The following is a 14,762-nucleotide window of genomic DNA, read 5'->3' on the forward strand; positions in this document are numbered from 1 at the left end:
CGACTATGGACGAGCTGAAGCTACCCATCTTCCTTGGCGGTTTTGCGCTGTTCTTCCTGATCGAGGGGCTCGCCGCCAAACGGCCCTGGCAGGAACCACGCGGGCAACGCCTGAGAATGCACGCGGCCATGGCCGTGTTCAACACCGTGGTGCTCAAGCTGATCATCCTGGCGCCCTTCCTCTACTGGACGGAATACATTGCCAGCCAGGGCTGGGGGCTGGCCCCCATGCTTGGTTACAGCGGGTTCGGGGGGATCGTTGCGACCATCATCGTGCTGGACATGTTCGACTACTGGTGGCACCGCTTCAATCACCGAGTCGGCCTGCTCTGGCGGTTCCACAAGGTGCACCACGTGGATACTCATGTGGACGTCACGACGGCACTGCGCTTTCACCCCGGCGAACTCTTCATCTCCTTCTTCGTCAAACTGGTCTGGATTGCCGTTTGGGGCCCGAGTCTGGTTGCATTCGCGGCCTTCGAGATCTCGGTCAGCCTGGCCAGCCAGTTCCACCACTCGAACATCGATTTTCCGGATCGCTGGGAGCGGATCCTGCGCCTGTTCATCGTCACGCCCCGCTTCCACACCAGCCATCACACGGTCTCCCGGCGCACAGGCGATGCCAACTTCGCCACCATCTTCATCATCTGGGATCACCTCTTCGACACCTACAAGGAGCCGGATGAAACGGAGATGCGGGAGCTCGGCCTGGCCGAGGGGCGGGACGATTACCTCTCCTTCGCCACCTGGCTGGCTGAGCCGTTCACCCGGCGCAACCACAACCAGGATGATCCGGAGCGAGGCTCAACGACGTAAACTTCATAAGTACTTGACTGTAGAAGCGCACTTCTCAAGAGTCCAAGGTGTACGCTGGCAGGCAGGTTCCATCAACAAGGAGAAGAAAGAATGAAACGTTTCCAATCCATCGCAACAGTACTGGCGGTTCTGGCAGGTCTTGCATTCGGGGGCCAGGCTCTCGCGTCCAATTACGGAGACGAACACGCGGGTGACGAAGCTCACTCCGAAGAACATGCCGAAGACGAGCATGCCGGAGATGAAGCCAAGTCCAGGGACGATAAAAAGTCCAAGGAAGACAAAAAATCCGAATCCGACGAACACGCCGGCGAGGAAGCTGAATCAGAAGAAAGCGACGAACACGCTGGCGACTCCGACTGGTAAACGCTGACGCCGTCAGTACCGATGGGCCGCCTGCCTATCAGCGCGGGCCATCGACATTTCCCTTTAATTACCCCTCCCAAGGTCCCAAACCATGCAGACGATCGTCGTGGAACGCACCATCAACGCCCCCATTGAGCAGGTATTTGATCTGCTGAGTGATCACGCCAACTACAAGCAGTTCGACGGCATCCGGGATTCCTGGCTTGTGAAGGAAGGTACCGAAGAGCGAAACGGCAACGGAGCCGTACGCCGGATTGACCTGGGCGCGGTCTGGTTCGAGGAGGAGATCAGCAACTTCCACCGACCCACAAGCATGGACTACCGGATTCTGCGCTCACGGCCGCCCATTGAGCATGAGAGCGGGCAAATCAGGCTGGAAGAGACCGAGCAGGGGACCAGGGTTACCTGGACGTCTGTGTTCCGGATCCGGATTCCGGTGTTGGGTAGGGTTCTGTCTCCAGTTGCCGCTAAGGCTGGGACCAAGGCGTTTGGTAGTCTTTTGAAGGCGATTGATCGGAAGCTGACCGCAGGCGATTGAGAGCGGCATCCTAAAATCCAAACACCCAGAAACAAAAATCTCGAAAGCATCTGCCAATAAGCCAAAACAAGCCCAGAAACGAGGAGTGGCCGAATTCCATGAAAAAGACTCACCCCGTATTGGGTTATATCTCCAGTCAGCTCATTTTCAGTATAACGTTTATAGCAGCTCTTCTGGTTGGGCTCTATTTCTGGTCCTGGATAGCTGCAACAGGCGTACTTTTGGCCGGTGGCGCGGTGGGGATGGGAGCTGAAAAGCTGTTAAATGCTCCACGCTCAGATAGAGCCAATTGATGGTATGCCCAGAATAAAGCTGACGATGCGCTGTGCGCATCTGTCACCAGAGCACCTCAGGGCCCTTGTAGAATACCTCCCAAGTATTCAGCCCTGGATAGTTAGGTCAACTTCCCAAAAGGCATCGTATACCGGCAACCAGGGAAATTGGGACACCCCCAGAAGAACTGCCCAGCGTTTTTACCCTTGCGAGATGTACGTGAGACCAGCTTTGTGCCGCAATTTGGGCAGGAGGGCGTAGTGTAATCGCCTTCCGTGGTTTTCTGAAGCAGTGCGGTTTGGCTCTCTGGTGGCAGTTCCTGTATCAATTGCAGGAGCTGCCCGGTATCCATGAGCTTGATATGTTTTCCTTCCGCGAATGCTTTGGCGTCCGGGGTGTAACCTGACGTGGTTATGTAGACTCCCAGCGGACAGCCTTTATCGGTCATCAGCCCAAGCAGTTCGCGGATTTCTTTTACGCCTACTGGCTTTTCACGCCACGCTTTGCACTGAACGATTCCCAGAACCTTTTCAGGATCGCTCTCCCCATACAGCAGTACATCGATACCTCCGTCTGCTCCGAGGTCGGTAACTGTGGCCTTTCTTCCTTTTGCTTCGAAGTAGGCAGCACAAAGCTCTTCAAAGCGCTTCCAATCCAGGCTCTGAATGAGTTCATGGGACCATTCGGTGGGTTTCTCAGCTTCGGTATCTACGGGGCGGTGGGATTGCCGATCAACTTCCTGATCCAGACCAGAGATGGGCGGATCATCAGTATGATGCTTTACGTAGGGTCGCCGGGAGGATCTTGCTGGCGTGGCGATAGCCTGACGCCTGCTTTTCAGAATGAATAGACCTGCAACTACAAGGCCACCACCAATTAGAAGAACGGCAGTGCCAAGCTGCAATGCCCCTTTCAGACTCCCGGTATAAACAAGCGACAGCAGAAAGATTGTCCCTACAATCAGTTTCGCTAGGTCGAAGTCGCTGGGTCTTCCTCTACGCCGGGACATCGCAATCAGTTTCTTGGCGGCCTATGGGTAAGCGTCGCTATGTACCACGCTGTTCTAGCTGAGCTGCGCGCTGTGGAACACTTGAGGGTCCCCAGACACAACAAAGCCCGCACAAGGCGGGCTGAGTCTTTTCAATTTGGTGGTGCCCGGAGGCGGCACCACTTCCGTCTTATAGGTTGCTGATTTAATTGGAAAACACCTAACGAAAACGGCAGACCTACCCCCAAAAATACCCCCGCAATCCCGATGCGACTTTGAGGGGGAAACAACGATGCAACGCATCTACTACCGCGACGAATCCGGCCAGATTACGACCGCTGACGCGAAAGACTGGACGCCTCGCGCCTACCTGGACGCTCACGCAGAGCTAACATTTGCTGACACTGAAACACTGGTGGGCTGGACCGACCCCGTAGTGGACTGGTACGCCATAGGCGGGGCCGATTGCCGCACACAACGTGCTGTGGGCTTTCCTGTGACGGAGCACTGGCGATTGCTGGAACAGCTCATGTATCTGCGCAAGCGGGCCGGGTTGTCACCGGCAGAGACGGGGCGGCACCAGGGCCTGTCTGTGTTCGCGCTAACGGAAATGGTGCGGCACCTCGCTGTTGCCAGTACGGAGGCAGAGGCGACTGCTGCCAGCGCTGTCGATGCGGAGCACGCAGCTCTGCTGGCGGACAGCGATGCAGGAGTGGATCAGGACTGGCAAGGCGAGCGCACGGTGTGGACCTTTGCCGATGATTCACGGCTCGTGGTCTCTGGACCTGAAATACACGTTGAACGTAGCGACCAGACGGAGGACGCGTAATGGAAACCCGCTATGAAGCCGCCCGCCCCAGGCTGGATCTGCCTGGCATTGAGACCCGGCACGAGGCGCTGCTCAGACTCGCTGAGGATGTACGTCTCGCCACCGGGGCCTCACAAGGTATGGGCGCGGATCTCGATGCCATGGTGCTACAAGGCGAAGGCAATACGCCGGAGTACGGTTACCGGCAGGAAGCGCAGGCGGCGCTGCTCAACAAGGCAGCAAATCTGGCAGATCTGCTGGCGGATGAGTTGAAGCGCGAGTTCGGTACCGATTCAGGCGGTGACGGGGCGTAATACCCCTCAAGCAACTGCATAGCGCAAATCGACGGAGGACGACATCATGCCGGAGCACGAAGCAATCAGAGGTGACGGTCTCGACGTGAGCTATTACCGCGTGGTTGAGGATCGCACCCTGGCCGACGGGACCAAGGTTCATCAATGCCCAATCAGCCCGAAATACGCCACGCCAGAACAGGCAGAAACCGCACTGAGCGAGCTGGCCCGGACGCACCCCGGCGCCCGCACCTGCTGCATCACGCTTTTCTGTGGTGACGCTGGTGCTCGGGACGCTGAGATTGCCGACATTCAGTGAACCAGGGCTTACCGCAGGCTGATCCGGGGCCGGTGTCCGGCATTGTAAGGCTTCCGTTGTCGGGCGCTTGCCTCGGGCCAGCCAGTAAAAGTGAGCCTGAATCACTTTGGGGACGTGCAACCTGCTGATTTCGCGGATCTCTGTCACGCAACCAGAATTGCGGGATTTTCCCGCCTATAAAACACCCGGAATCCCGGGCAATCGTGCCGTTACTGTCGAGCGTTACGGTGCGTTACGCCGTTTCCCCGTGCACGTTACTGCTCCGAAAACCGCCGCCGCTCCGGAGTTGCCTGCCGGTTGCGCTGTTGTCGGATTATCCGGCAGCGAGGATCTGCGCCTGGCCCTTACGGCAACCTTACCGTGCCAGGGCTGGCCCTTAGCCTGATGTTAGCGTGTCCCGGCTCACCTTGGGGTAACCTTGGGGTGCATCTCACCTTCGCAAACCTTAACACCACCTCAGCATTCAGCCGCCCTGACAAGCGCTGTGTGGTCTTCCGGGCGGTTGCTGGTGCGCGAGTCCGGTATCTGCGGGGCGGGCTCTGTGTGGCTTCTGAGACGCTTCCTGCATGTAGGCTTCCGACTACTGCATCAAGGGTTCGGTTCCCCTTTTTCAGGACTCCGAAAAACTCTTTTGAGCACCCGCCGCCAGAGATTGCCTGCATCGAGGTGCCTTTAGGGGATGCAGAAACTTCGGGCGAGCTTTCGCGGATCTCGCTGGGCCGCGCCCGGTGCTGAACAGTATCCGTAGTGGGCTGCGCCCTTGGTAATTATATGGGGGGCACTATTTTGGGCCACCTCGGGAGGGTTTGAAGGCGCGTAAACCATTGATTTTTCGTTTTCGGGCATTCTCGATTTCAGAGGGTGGCCCAATCGGATACCCAGGGGTGGCCCAATCGAGTACCCGGTACTGGCCCAATCGGATACCCCGGGATTTTTTGAGTCGGCACCCCGGGCGTCATCCTGGACGCTTCCGAGGCGGGCGGCGCACCGGCTGGCCCTTCTGCCACTGCTGCCAGTCATGGGTAGGTTCATGGCCATTACACGGAAGCACGGTAATCCGCCACTCACGCTCACGCCCTCGCTGCCATTGGTCCTCCCGGGTGAGCGCGAGGAACCCATGCTCCACCAGCTCTGCATAGGCGGATGTGACGGTACCCGGGTTCACGTTGAGGATCGGCGCTGCCCGTCGCCTTCCAAGTGAAACGCGCCCGTTGTTATCCCTACCCGCCAGGCGCATCAGCTCATGCAGCAGGCACCGGCTCACTGGTTTCAGGTCTCGATACGCTTCCGATTCCATCCACCAGTGATGCAGGCGAACGTGCGCCGCGTCCTTCGCTCCAGCTCGCTTACCCATAGAGCTGCCGCATCCGCTTGGTGCGCAGATAACGGCCACCGGAAAGCGGCCTGACCCCATCAGCAGTAACCTCTGCCACCAGCGGCGCGTACTTCTCCCCGGGCCGGGCCACAGCGATGACATAAGGATTGCCGGTCGCCTCAGCCCTCACCCGCGACCACCGAATGCAGTGCAGCCAGTTGCCATGCGTGAAGTCGTTGCCGGTGGCCTCATTGTCGGCCTTGTTCACAGCGATGATAGTTCTCATGCCGCATCCCCCATGCCCGACACAGCCGACAGCAGGGCGCGGGCCTGACGCCGCGACGAGGGGAGCAGGTGGTACCGCCCGGGGCGGCATGGGCGCCCGTCACGATCCAGTGATTCAACGCGCTCACAGTGGATCTGTAGCCCCAGGCTCCGCAGTTCCTGGATGTAGTGGGGTGAATTGGACGCACCCGCGATTCTGTCCGCTTCCTCTCGCCATAACGGGCGCTGAATCAGGGCCGCCAGCAGACGGATGTGACGCGGCTGTAGTTTCTGGAGCTGGCGACGGGTTACGCTGTCGTTGTTGGTGTCGTTGGCCCCCTGCATGCCTTGGTCGGTGGCGGGGGCTGGCTTTTTTTTGCTCATGCCGCATTGCCCTCCCCGCGCTCATCAATCCATGCCTGCACGTCGCTTTCACGCCACGCGACGGCGCGCATGCCGATGCGTACCGGCAGTGGGAAACAGCCCCTGCGCATATCCAGATAGATACCGGAACGGCTCTTACCGGTGCGCTGTTCAACTTCCGGGCGACGGAGAAGGCGCTCGCGGGGTTCGGGGGTAGGTCGCTTGGTCATGGCTATACCTCTGTGCCGTTGCTTGGAACACAGGGGTATGTTCAAGGGAGTCATTAAGCGCTGAAACGCCCGTCCTCTGGACAGGGCGCAGCGCATTCGGGAGAGGGTACGGTCTCCTCAGGAGACTGCTATTTCAGACGGATATTATTGTCTTTCGCGAACTTCCTGATCCAGTCGGTTACAGTTCTTGGCTCATACTCATACCCTTTAGCGGCAAGCCAGTCTGCGTAATACTGCCCCGCCTTCTCAGCACTCCGAAACTCAGACTTTCGCTGGTTCCAGTCTTCCGTAACCAGTCTAACTGCCTCGTTACGTCGAGCATGACGGCTCTGATTCATGGCCTGAGCTTTGTCTCGTTGAATGCGCTCTTGTCTCGCCTGTATCGCACGCTCCGTTTTCTGGTAGAAATCCAGCTTTTCACGCCAGCGGGTTGCCCAAGCATAAGCATCAGGCTCAAAAGAGTCCCGCATTTCAAGCCCCATAGCTGAATCATTGACGTGCAACAGCGTAAAGTAAGCAGCCACAAACTCTCGGTCGTAAGGGAAGTCAACCTCCCCACCCTGCAAGACCCAATCCTCATACAGGTCGTCCAGCATCCAGATAGAGGACTCCAGCTTGTACAGGGCTCCGGTCTTCCCTAGATCAATCGTTAAAGACTCCAGTTCAGCAACCGGTTCCTTAGTATCCTGATCTACAACTTGCAGCCATCCTTCAGCCAAGTACGGATTAAGGAGATCGACCATCCCGTTCCAGAGCTTTAGCAACTCTTCGGCGTTACTGTGGATTACCTGCTCCAAACTATCTTTAGTTTCTACAGCCTCAAAGCAGCGATGATGAATTACGTCGAAAGCCCATTTACCCGCCATCCACAAGGTCTCGTCTTCATACGGTCCCCCTGGGGTTTCTGCCACAAGCAACCTGCTTTGCTCACCTTCTTCGCCGGGCAAGAAAGACTTGATGGGATCAATCACCCAGTACATTGCGCCCCCTTAGCGCCCCTTGAATAGGAGGCCGCACCAGGCGGGCAGGGTGTTCCCGCTTTTCGCCCGGCCAAGGCTAGATGCGGCCATGCTCGTTAACCCTGAGTTAACCGCTGGCAGCCCCAATCGAGACCACGTTTCCGCCACCGGCTTTCAGTTGATCCAGGTAATCCGCCCACTGCTGCATCATGCGGGTGCGCTCATCGAACCACTGAGTGCGGTTGTAGGCTCTGCCGTGAACGTCGCGGACTGAGTGCGCGAGCTGCATCTCCACCAGCTCCACCGGGTACCCCAGGCGTTCGACCAGCATCGTGCGGGCGGTGGCCCGGAATCCGTGCGCTGTCTGTTTGCCGCTGAATCCCAGATTCCTCAGTGCAGCCCCCAGCGTGTTTTCACTCATGGGTCGGGCGGCACTGCGGGCGCCGGGGAAGACATAGCGGCTACGGTGACGACTCAGCGGCTCGATTCGTTCCAGCAGGGCGAGCGCTTGATCCGAAAGCGGCACCACCAGCGGATCGCCGTTTTTCGTCGCGGGCAGCTCAATCTGCCGGGCGCTGACGTCCACCTGATCCCACTGAAGGTTACGCAGGTCATAGGGGCGCAACAGCACCAGCGGCAACAGTTGAAGCGCCACAGTCGTCTCAGGGGCGCCCTGATAGCCGTCCATCGCCGTCAGCACCGGCACCAGGTCATCAGGCTTTACCTGAGCGGCAAAGTGATTGCGTTTCGGTGTAGGCGTCAGCCCTTTCAAATCCTGAGTCGGGTCTCGGCTGACATACCCCGCACCTACCCCATAGCGGAATACCATGCTCAACAGAACCTTGATCCGGCTCGCGGTCTCCGGCCTATCCGCCAGCGATTGCAGCAGATTCAGTATTGCTGGCGGCTCAATGTCAGCGATGGGGGTACGTCCGAGGGCCGGGAATACATGACGGTGGAGGCGCTGCTCATTGCGCCGGGCGGTATTGGCCGCCACGCCGGGCTTGTGGACGTGCTCAAGCCATTCCAGAGATACCCCCATCAGACTGTTATCGACCTCAGCACGGCGCTGCTGCTCCTGCTGGCGGCGCTGCTGCACCGGGTCGATGCCCTGGCTCACCAGCCTGCGGGCCTCATCGCGCTCCGCTCTGGCCTGCGACAACGTAACTTGGGGGTATTTGCCGATAGACAGAAGGCGCTCTTTCCCGTGAATGCGGTACTTCATCCGCCAATACTGGCCTGCCTTCTGAACGTGCAGATACAGGCCGCCGCCGTCGAACAGCTTGGTATTGCCAACGGTGTAGAACGTCGACTTCCTGAGCGTCGAGTCCGTCAGCCGATTCAGCGAGTGCGCCATCTCTCAGCCCTGTTTGGGGGTATGTAAACGGCCAATAACCGGGGTATCGCCAACGTACCCCCAAACATACCCCAAAGGCTGCTACACTGCCAACGGGTTCTAGCGGGTTCCACGGGTGTCCGTGAATCCTGCCTGTTACTGCAAAATCAGGGGGTTAAGAGGGGTTCGGTTCGTCGTTTGGAAGGCTAAAGAAAGGGAAATGGTGCCCGGAGGCGGAATCGAACCACCGACACGAGGATTTTCAATCCAGAGCTTAGCAATCACAGTAAACCATAATCCTTCACAGTCAGTCTTTTAGCAAATTGTAGTTCCTTACTGAATCACTGTAAGCCGCAGTTATGTTGACAGCTCGTTGACACTGTTTAGTCGTTAATCGCTATGGATGTCGCAGACAAAAAAAAGCCTGGCTCATGGAACCAGGCTTAGAAATTCTTTAATGATTTACGCGGCTTTGCGGCTTTCTTGCTTAGAGTTACCAGCAAACCAATCGATGCGCTTAGCGTCATCTCCCATCTGGGTTAACGCTTTTGCAAAGGCATTGGAGAAGTCTTTCCTAAGAGCTTCTTTATGAGCTGCAAAGGCAGCATGCTTGGTAGTCATTTTATCCTCCAGTTGACACTTTCAGCTATCTATCAGCCGATTGTGAAGACAAGCCAGTTACCGTGGGAGTCCACATCCAGTTGGGCTCGCTCCAGTAGTTGCTCGTCCATGTGCGAGATCACCAGCTCGAAGAAATCGAGCGTGATCTCAGAACTCGCGTAAATTTTGACCTTAGGTACCTTAACAGTAGTTGCTAATTCGAGGGATTCAAGTACCAAAGCGGCCGCTATGTCGCCAAACTCCTTCCCTCGTGTCCACTTATTGAGCGCTTCTGTGTTCGGCTGTCGAAGGTCGTAGCGCGGTGCCACGACGATATTCATCACCTTTAGCCAGCCATTTTCCTGCCCTGGAAACACTTGGCGGATATCAACTAGCGCCAGGGGTTCTTCACCACCATAAACAGCATAAGCTGTTGAATTGTCGTGAGAATTCCGTGATTTTTCCGCCCATGATACAGCCATCTCGTATGGTGTATCTGGGATGTTTTCCTCATCTTTCAGAGGATCTAGCCAGTTGTTATGCAGATCCTCGATAACTTTGGGGCCAACCTGTATAAGGCTATAGCTCATCGCCTTTGCTCTCCCTGCCTATATTACGGCTTGGCGACTCTACAGGACCAGTACGCACATGTCACCACATAGTTGCACAGAAAGATACTGGTTATTTTTACACCACTTTTTAGGGCCAGCGTCAGCGTTGAGAGCTTTGTTAGGGATTTATACATAATTCATTGAGTTAGTCATATGACGGATTTGTCAGATACAGAATCTGTCACTGTCAAAAAGTGTCACAAACATTAACGCTAAGTAAGCCAGTACCCCTATGCACTCTGGCCGTTTCCCTCTTGTCCTTGTTATTCCCTGGGCGTTCCCTGGTGCCATCGTTGTCGGATTGTTGCGGCTAACCGGAAGCCTCTCCGTGTCCGAGGGCGTTGGTGCGCCTCGCTAGCTCTTCCTTGGGACTGATTTGCCCCTGCTCAGGCATCGTCTCGCCGGTCATTAACCAATAGGCGAACTGCGGAAATTCCTTGGTTAGAGCATCCAGGTGATCTTCGTTCACCTTCTGTTTTTTGCCGCGGATATTTCCCCACTTGTATCGATCTATCCCAGTTCTGGCCTCCATCTCCTTTGAGGAGAGGTCCAGACAATCGAATAGCTCAATAACCCGGTCACGAATCATAGCCACGCTCAATTAGTAGTATTTACTCTTGGTGGCTACCATGAGTAATATGTACTTAGTAAGTTATTTAGTCTTTAACCGTAAATAGTGTAGCAGGGTGTAAAAAAGTGGACGAGCATAAGCAAATCGTGATGATCCCGGTGCCGGTCATGAGCAAGGAACGCTTCGCTGAGATGACAGGGCTCAGTGAAGGCCAGGTCCGCGGCATGATCGACAAAGGCCACCTTCCCTCCATGAAGTGCGGCAAGGCCCGGATGGTCAACATCGCCCGCCTTTCCCAGGAAGCCATCAACCTGGAGGACTGGACGGCATGAACCCGGCCACGCACGACGCCGCCCAGCCGGACCTGATCGGCTTCACCTCGATTGAGGCGCAGAACGCTGAGTTCCTGGCCCGTGAGGACGTACAGAAGCGCCTGCGCTCAAACAAGCGCCACCCGGATCGCCTGAACCTGTCCGTGAATGGGGTGCGCTGGCGGGCTGTGCGTGGTGACTGGTGCCTCAAGAGCACCCGCGAGAAAGGCTACCCGGTCGTCTGGTGGCACCTCTTCCAGGTTGAACAGCCCGAACGGGGCTTCTTCGTGACCGTCTCTTCCGCCATCTGTGCTGACTGGCTGCGCCAGGGCTTCCGCAATGCGATCCAGGAACGGAACCAGCCAGGGCAACCGGAGACTGTAGAAAAGGAGAACCAGGCATGAGTCACGCGACTGCCGATCCGAATCAGTACCTGGTCCAGGTCACCCAACAGGCCCGTGATGTCATGGACCTGTACCACCAGGGGCGTTTTCAGGCTGCTGACATCCACGAGCACCGCCTGTCCGGACTGATCAATGCCGCTATGACGCTCAAACCGGAATGGTATGTCCCGCTGACCGGATTCCGCCAGATCGTCATTGAGTACAGCCTCACTCCAAGCCGCCAGATGCCCCCGGAGGCTTACCTGATGCAGCGGGCCTGCCTCGCACTTTCCGCCCTTTCAGACCAACAGGAGGCCGCATGAGCCGCAGAAAGCAAAGCGTCCGGCTCTACCTGGACGTCGACACCTATCGCCAGCTGCTGGTCCAGGCCGCCAACACCCAGGACGTGAAGACCCCGTCCGACTACGCGGCCCAGCTCCTGGCAGAAGGACTGAATCACAAAGCGTCAGAACAAGCACTGAATCAGAAAGCTGGGGAGTCTGCTGCCAATGAGTAGGCCCGTAAGAGCTGCCCCCGTCATCCGTCGCCGTCGGTATAGAGGCGCCCGACCCAGATCGTGCGCAGGGCAAGGGGCGCCCGAAGGGCGCAGCGAAGCGGCCCTTGCGCTGCGCAGGAGCTGGGTCATGTTGGCGCCGCCGACGGCAGAGGATGACGGGGGTAGCGACGCCTGCCCCTTGATTCCCGAGCCCGAGGTCCCGGACCGGCGCCCGCAGGGCGCCCCCGAGCAACCGGACTCCCCGGAGTCCACAAGTGAAAACCGCCGCTAAGCGGCCAAAAGCTGGAGAAAGACCAATGAAACAGCAACTGACCATCACCGTCCTCGGTGCGCGTCGTTTCGATATCGACGGCAACAAGATCGGCCAGATTTTCACCATGGAAACGGCCGACCCGGACGATAAGGACCGCATCGGCCACGACGTCATGAAGTGGGGTTGTGATCACGCCCTGGTTGAAAAGGTCGAGCAATACGAATCCGAGCTGCCCTGCGAGTTCGATGCCGAAGCCCTGATGAAAGCCGGCACCGGCCAGAAGGCGCAGTTCAAGCTGCTCAGTCTCGCCAAGCGCCAGATCAGCGGCGGTAAATCCAGTGGCGCCAGCGGTGACAAGTCAGCCGCGGCGGCGAGCCAGTAACCGCCATTCCAGACAGCGGGGATTCCGGTGATGCGCTTGATGCTTCTGATCCTGGTTTGTGCCTTCTCAGCCCCGGCGATATCCGGCGGCTGCGTGGTCGAAACCACAAGCGGCGATCTGCGCATCACCACCCAACCGGTTTCCGAATGCTCCGGGTACGTCGTGCTCGACGCCCAGGAGTATTCCCAGTATCCGACCCTTAAATCGTTGTTCGCATTCCCGGATGCCAAGGATTTGGGGAAGGTGTGGAGCATCGGTGCTGGCTTACCGATGTTCTCGTACTTGATCGCCTGGGCCTTCGGCTCGGTGGTCAACTTTATCAATCCAAGAGAATGAAGGAGGTGCGTTATGCGCATTCGCGAATTGTTCCTGGCTCTGTCGCTGATGCTGGTTTCAGCCATGGCAGCGGCATCCGGTGGCGGCGGTGGTGGTGGACAGCTCGATATGTCGGGTGTCACCTCGGCGGTCGATGCCTCAACGATCGTCGCCGCGATCTCGTCCATCGCCGCCATCAAGATCCTGCCCGGCGTTGCCCGGTGGGGCTACAACAAGGTGATTGGTTGGTTCAACTGACACACACGTATGGCCGGGGCTCCCGGCCATACGTGTTTTGAGGGGCTGACATGTTATGGCTTGGGCTTTTTTTTCTGTCGGGAAGTTTGTGCGGTTTTGCGATCGTCAAAGGCTTCACAAGTCTTTGAACCTCTTTTCCAGGGGTAAAAGGTGTTTATCAATGACCCGTATTCCCTCTTTATTTGTGTTATTTGCCTTTCTCTTTTTGTCGCTGCCAGTTAGCGCAGATATTTATAATAAGGGTGATTATTGGGAGATTTTTCTACCTGCTGGCAGTGTAACTGTTCCCATTTCTAAGTATTCAGCTATGTCTGAATATGATTCCGGTAACTCTTTGAGGTGTGATACAAATGATTGTGAGTCCTATGTTGCAGATTATGTGTCTGAATGTGAGGGCCAGCTTAGTGATTATGATGGATGTGATTCAGTAACTGAAAGCCATGAGGGCGGAGATGAATTATATTATTCTGTTTATAAGTATAAAAACCCGGAAAATAATTGCGAATCCGGTAATCATCGTTCTATGACTTTTAATGATGGCTCTTCCCCTGAAACTACTTGTTTTAGTGGTTGTGAATATACAAAGACAGGGTCTATTAGTGTCGGTATGGCTGATGGGTCTTGGATGCAGAATATGAAATCAACTGGTTCTAGTTGTTCTCAAAGTGATTCGTTGCCGTCCCCTGATTCGTCTGATCCGGTAGATAATCCTGATGGGGGCGAACCTGATGCACCGACCTGCGGGGATGGTGAGCAGCTGGGGACAGTTAATGGTGAGTATTCGTGCCAACCAACTGGTGATGATGGGGGCAGTGATGATGGCAGTGGTGATGGCTCTGGTGATGATGGCTCTACCGGCGACGGATCGGACGATGGAAGCGACGGTGGCGGCGATGGTGGCGATGGCTCTGGCGGTGATGACGGTTCCGGTACTGGCGGTGATTCCGGCGATGGTTCTGATGGTAGTGACGGCTCTGGCGATGACTCGGGCACTGGTGGCGGCTCTGGTGGTGACGGTACGGGTGGCGACGGTGATGGTGAAGGGGTAGGTACTCCTGGGGTCGATGCCGGGGATTTTTATGAAAGCAAGAACCCCGATGGCGTTGAAAAAGTCATGTCCGATTTCAAGTCAGAAATCGAAGAAACGCAGTTGATGAAATCCATTGATGGTTTTTTTGACGTGGACATCAATGGCTATTCCTGCCCGGTTTGGACCATCCCCAGTGTCATGAAGATGCCCGCGATCACGATTGATCAGCAATGTTCCAGCGCCATGAACCAGGTCTGGCCGGGTATTGCGGCGATCATTATCGCGACCTGTGGGTTTTACGCCTTTCGTATAGCGGTTTTGTGAGGGTGTTATGGATTGGGTGTCGGATGTATTNATGAACCAGGTCTGGCCGGGTATTGCGGCGATCATTATCGCGACCTGTGGGTTTTACGCCTTTCGTATAGCGGTTTTGTGAGGGTGTTATGGATTGGGTGTCGGATGTACTTGAATGGATAAAGGACCTTATCAAAGCGATCTTTGATGCCTTTTGGGATTTGCTTTCGGATATCGGCCTGATACTGCTTTCGGCAATACTCGATATTTTTCTTCTGATCATCTCGTTTTTAACGTTGCCGTCTTTCTTTGCGGGTGGACTTTCCGAATTCCTGGGCGGCATTGATCCGGCCGTGATGTATTTTCTGTCGAA

General features: G+C 56.4%; 27 protein-coding genes. 17 read left to right on the forward strand and 10 right to left on the reverse strand.

The genetic code is table 11. The features are described from left to right. The first annotated feature begins 5 nt into the window (after nt 1–5). The 4 genes from H4I92_RS04080 (at nt 6) to H4I92_RS04095 (ending at nt 2,009) form a co-directional block, all read left to right on the forward strand. Nucleotides 6–815 (forward strand): sterol desaturase family protein, encoded by an 810-nt coding sequence (locus H4I92_RS04080; RefSeq protein WP_077529382.1) that lies wholly within the window; start codon nt 6–8, stop codon nt 813–815. A 90-nt stretch (nt 816–905) separates the two neighbouring features. Further along, nucleotides 906–1,178, forward strand: a complete 273-nt coding sequence (locus H4I92_RS04085) for a hypothetical protein (RefSeq protein ID WP_077529383.1) — start codon at nt 906–908, stop codon at nt 1,176–1,178. A gap of 91 nt (nt 1,179–1,269) precedes the next feature. Then, the gene (locus H4I92_RS04090; RefSeq protein ID WP_077529384.1) at nt 1,270–1,716 is read left to right on the forward strand and encodes an SRPBCC family protein; all 447 of its coding nucleotides are present in this window, start codon (nt 1,270–1,272) and stop codon (nt 1,714–1,716) included. Nucleotides 1,717–1,814: 98 nt separating this feature from the next. Next, nucleotides 1,815–2,009: a hypothetical protein gene (locus H4I92_RS04095; RefSeq protein WP_143512596.1), complete on the forward strand. Its 195-nt coding sequence runs from the start codon at nt 1,815–1,817 to the stop codon at nt 2,007–2,009. 101 nt (nt 2,010–2,110) lie between these two features. Here the strand turns inward: H4I92_RS04095 and H4I92_RS04100 are convergent, their stop codons facing one another. Beyond that, on the reverse strand, nt 2,111–2,998 hold the full coding sequence (locus tag H4I92_RS04100) for a restriction endonuclease (protein ID WP_077529385.1): 888 nt from the start codon (nt 2,996–2,998) through the stop codon (nt 2,111–2,113). Between the two features lie 271 nt (nt 2,999–3,269). On the opposite strand from H4I92_RS04100, the gene H4I92_RS04105 reads away from it, so the two are divergent. The 3 genes from H4I92_RS04105 to H4I92_RS04115 are packed head-to-tail and all read left to right on the forward strand — an operon-like array spanning nt 3,270 to nt 4,397. Continuing rightward, a complete protein-coding gene (locus tag H4I92_RS04105; RefSeq protein WP_077529386.1) occupies nt 3,270–3,806 on the forward strand; it encodes a hypothetical protein in 537 nt (178 codons plus the stop codon). Continuing rightward, complete coding sequence (locus tag H4I92_RS04110; RefSeq protein WP_077529387.1) at nt 3,806–4,099, forward strand: hypothetical protein; 294 nt, start codon at nt 3,806–3,808, stop codon at nt 4,097–4,099. The genes H4I92_RS04105 and H4I92_RS04110 overlap by 1 nt, the downstream gene beginning before the upstream one ends. 46 nt (nt 4,100–4,145) lie before the next feature. Then, on the forward strand, nt 4,146–4,397 hold the full coding sequence (locus tag H4I92_RS04115) for a hypothetical protein (RefSeq protein ID WP_077529388.1): 252 nt from the start codon (nt 4,146–4,148) through the stop codon (nt 4,395–4,397). 955 nt (nt 4,398–5,352) lie between these two features. Here H4I92_RS04115 and H4I92_RS04120 read toward each other — a convergent pair. The 9 genes from H4I92_RS04120 to H4I92_RS04160 all read right to left on the reverse strand — a co-directional run bounded on the left by H4I92_RS04120 (nt 5,353) and on the right by H4I92_RS04160 (nt 10,664). After that, complete coding sequence (locus tag H4I92_RS04120; RefSeq protein ID WP_143512597.1) at nt 5,353–5,751, reverse strand: helix-turn-helix domain-containing protein; 399 nt, start codon at nt 5,749–5,751, stop codon at nt 5,353–5,355. Next, entirely contained in the window at nt 5,744–5,998 is a 255-nt protein-coding gene (locus H4I92_RS04125; RefSeq protein WP_077529389.1) for a hypothetical protein, read from the reverse strand. Before H4I92_RS04125 ends, H4I92_RS04120 begins: the two co-directional genes overlap by 8 nt. After that, nucleotides 5,995–6,360: a hypothetical protein gene (locus H4I92_RS04130; RefSeq protein WP_143512598.1), complete on the reverse strand. Its 366-nt coding sequence runs from the start codon at nt 6,358–6,360 to the stop codon at nt 5,995–5,997. The genes H4I92_RS04125 and H4I92_RS04130 overlap by 4 nt, the downstream gene beginning before the upstream one ends. Further along, complete coding sequence (locus H4I92_RS04135; RefSeq protein ID WP_077529390.1) at nt 6,357–6,569, reverse strand: helix-turn-helix transcriptional regulator; 213 nt, start codon at nt 6,567–6,569, stop codon at nt 6,357–6,359. The genes H4I92_RS04130 and H4I92_RS04135 overlap by 4 nt, the downstream gene beginning before the upstream one ends. Nucleotides 6,570–6,697: 128 nt before the next feature. Then, complete coding sequence (locus H4I92_RS04140) at nt 6,698–7,549, reverse strand: hypothetical protein (RefSeq protein ID WP_077529391.1); 852 nt, start codon at nt 7,547–7,549, stop codon at nt 6,698–6,700. Nucleotides 7,550–7,655: 106 nt separating this feature from the next. Next, a complete protein-coding gene (locus tag H4I92_RS04145) occupies nt 7,656–8,885 on the reverse strand; it encodes a tyrosine-type recombinase/integrase (protein WP_077529392.1) in 1,230 nt (409 codons plus the stop codon). Between the two features lie 441 nt (nt 8,886–9,326). After that, on the reverse strand, nt 9,327–9,485 hold the full coding sequence (locus H4I92_RS04150; protein WP_179105569.1) for a hypothetical protein: 159 nt from the start codon (nt 9,483–9,485) through the stop codon (nt 9,327–9,329). Between the two features lie 32 nt (nt 9,486–9,517). Beyond that, entirely contained in the window at nt 9,518–10,054 is a 537-nt protein-coding gene (locus tag H4I92_RS04155) for a hypothetical protein (RefSeq protein WP_077528619.1), read from the reverse strand. Between the two features lie 331 nt (nt 10,055–10,385). Further along, complete coding sequence (locus H4I92_RS04160; protein WP_077528620.1) at nt 10,386–10,664, reverse strand: DNA-binding protein; 279 nt, start codon at nt 10,662–10,664, stop codon at nt 10,386–10,388. A gap of 107 nt (nt 10,665–10,771) precedes the next feature. Here H4I92_RS04160 and H4I92_RS04165 point away from each other — a divergent pair, with 107 nt between their 5' ends. The 10 genes from H4I92_RS04165 to H4I92_RS04210 form a co-directional block, all read left to right on the forward strand. Continuing rightward, on the forward strand, nt 10,772–10,978 hold the full coding sequence (locus tag H4I92_RS04165) for a hypothetical protein (protein ID WP_077528621.1): 207 nt from the start codon (nt 10,772–10,774) through the stop codon (nt 10,976–10,978). Beyond that, nucleotides 10,975–11,361 (forward strand): hypothetical protein, encoded by a 387-nt coding sequence (locus H4I92_RS04170; RefSeq protein ID WP_077528622.1) that lies wholly within the window; start codon nt 10,975–10,977, stop codon nt 11,359–11,361. Before H4I92_RS04165 ends, H4I92_RS04170 begins: the two co-directional genes overlap by 4 nt. Continuing rightward, on the forward strand, nt 11,358–11,663 hold the full coding sequence (locus H4I92_RS04175; RefSeq protein ID WP_077528623.1) for a hypothetical protein: 306 nt from the start codon (nt 11,358–11,360) through the stop codon (nt 11,661–11,663). Before H4I92_RS04170 ends, H4I92_RS04175 begins: the two co-directional genes overlap by 4 nt. Continuing rightward, the gene (locus H4I92_RS04180) at nt 11,660–11,857 is read left to right on the forward strand and encodes a hypothetical protein (protein WP_077528624.1); all 198 of its coding nucleotides are present in this window, start codon (nt 11,660–11,662) and stop codon (nt 11,855–11,857) included. The genes H4I92_RS04175 and H4I92_RS04180 overlap by 4 nt, the downstream gene beginning before the upstream one ends. Before the next feature lie 127 nt (nt 11,858–11,984). Next, nucleotides 11,985–12,128 (forward strand): hypothetical protein, encoded by a 144-nt coding sequence (locus tag H4I92_RS04185; protein ID WP_179105570.1) that lies wholly within the window; start codon nt 11,985–11,987, stop codon nt 12,126–12,128. A 25-nt stretch (nt 12,129–12,153) separates the two neighbouring features. Then, on the forward strand, nt 12,154–12,492 hold the full coding sequence (locus tag H4I92_RS04190) for a hypothetical protein (RefSeq protein ID WP_077529393.1): 339 nt from the start codon (nt 12,154–12,156) through the stop codon (nt 12,490–12,492). A 39-nt stretch (nt 12,493–12,531) separates the two neighbouring features. Continuing rightward, complete coding sequence (locus H4I92_RS04195; protein ID WP_143512599.1) at nt 12,532–12,828, forward strand: hypothetical protein; 297 nt, start codon at nt 12,532–12,534, stop codon at nt 12,826–12,828. A 12-nt stretch (nt 12,829–12,840) separates the two neighbouring features. Further along, nucleotides 12,841–13,065: a hypothetical protein gene (locus tag H4I92_RS04200; RefSeq protein ID WP_143512600.1), complete on the forward strand. Its 225-nt coding sequence runs from the start codon at nt 12,841–12,843 to the stop codon at nt 13,063–13,065. A gap of 160 nt (nt 13,066–13,225) precedes the next feature. Beyond that, complete coding sequence (locus H4I92_RS04205; protein ID WP_143512556.1) at nt 13,226–14,419, forward strand: hypothetical protein; 1,194 nt, start codon at nt 13,226–13,228, stop codon at nt 14,417–14,419. A gap of 119 nt (nt 14,420–14,538) precedes the next feature. Then, nucleotides 14,539–14,762, forward strand: a 224-nt coding sequence (locus H4I92_RS04210) for a hypothetical protein (RefSeq protein ID WP_077529395.1), incomplete at its 3' end; no start/stop codon positions are given.

Source organism: Vreelandella halophila (genome assembly GCF_019903425.1).
GTDB classification, from domain to species: Bacteria; Pseudomonadota; Gammaproteobacteria; order Pseudomonadales; family Oleiphilaceae; genus Halospina; species Halospina halophila.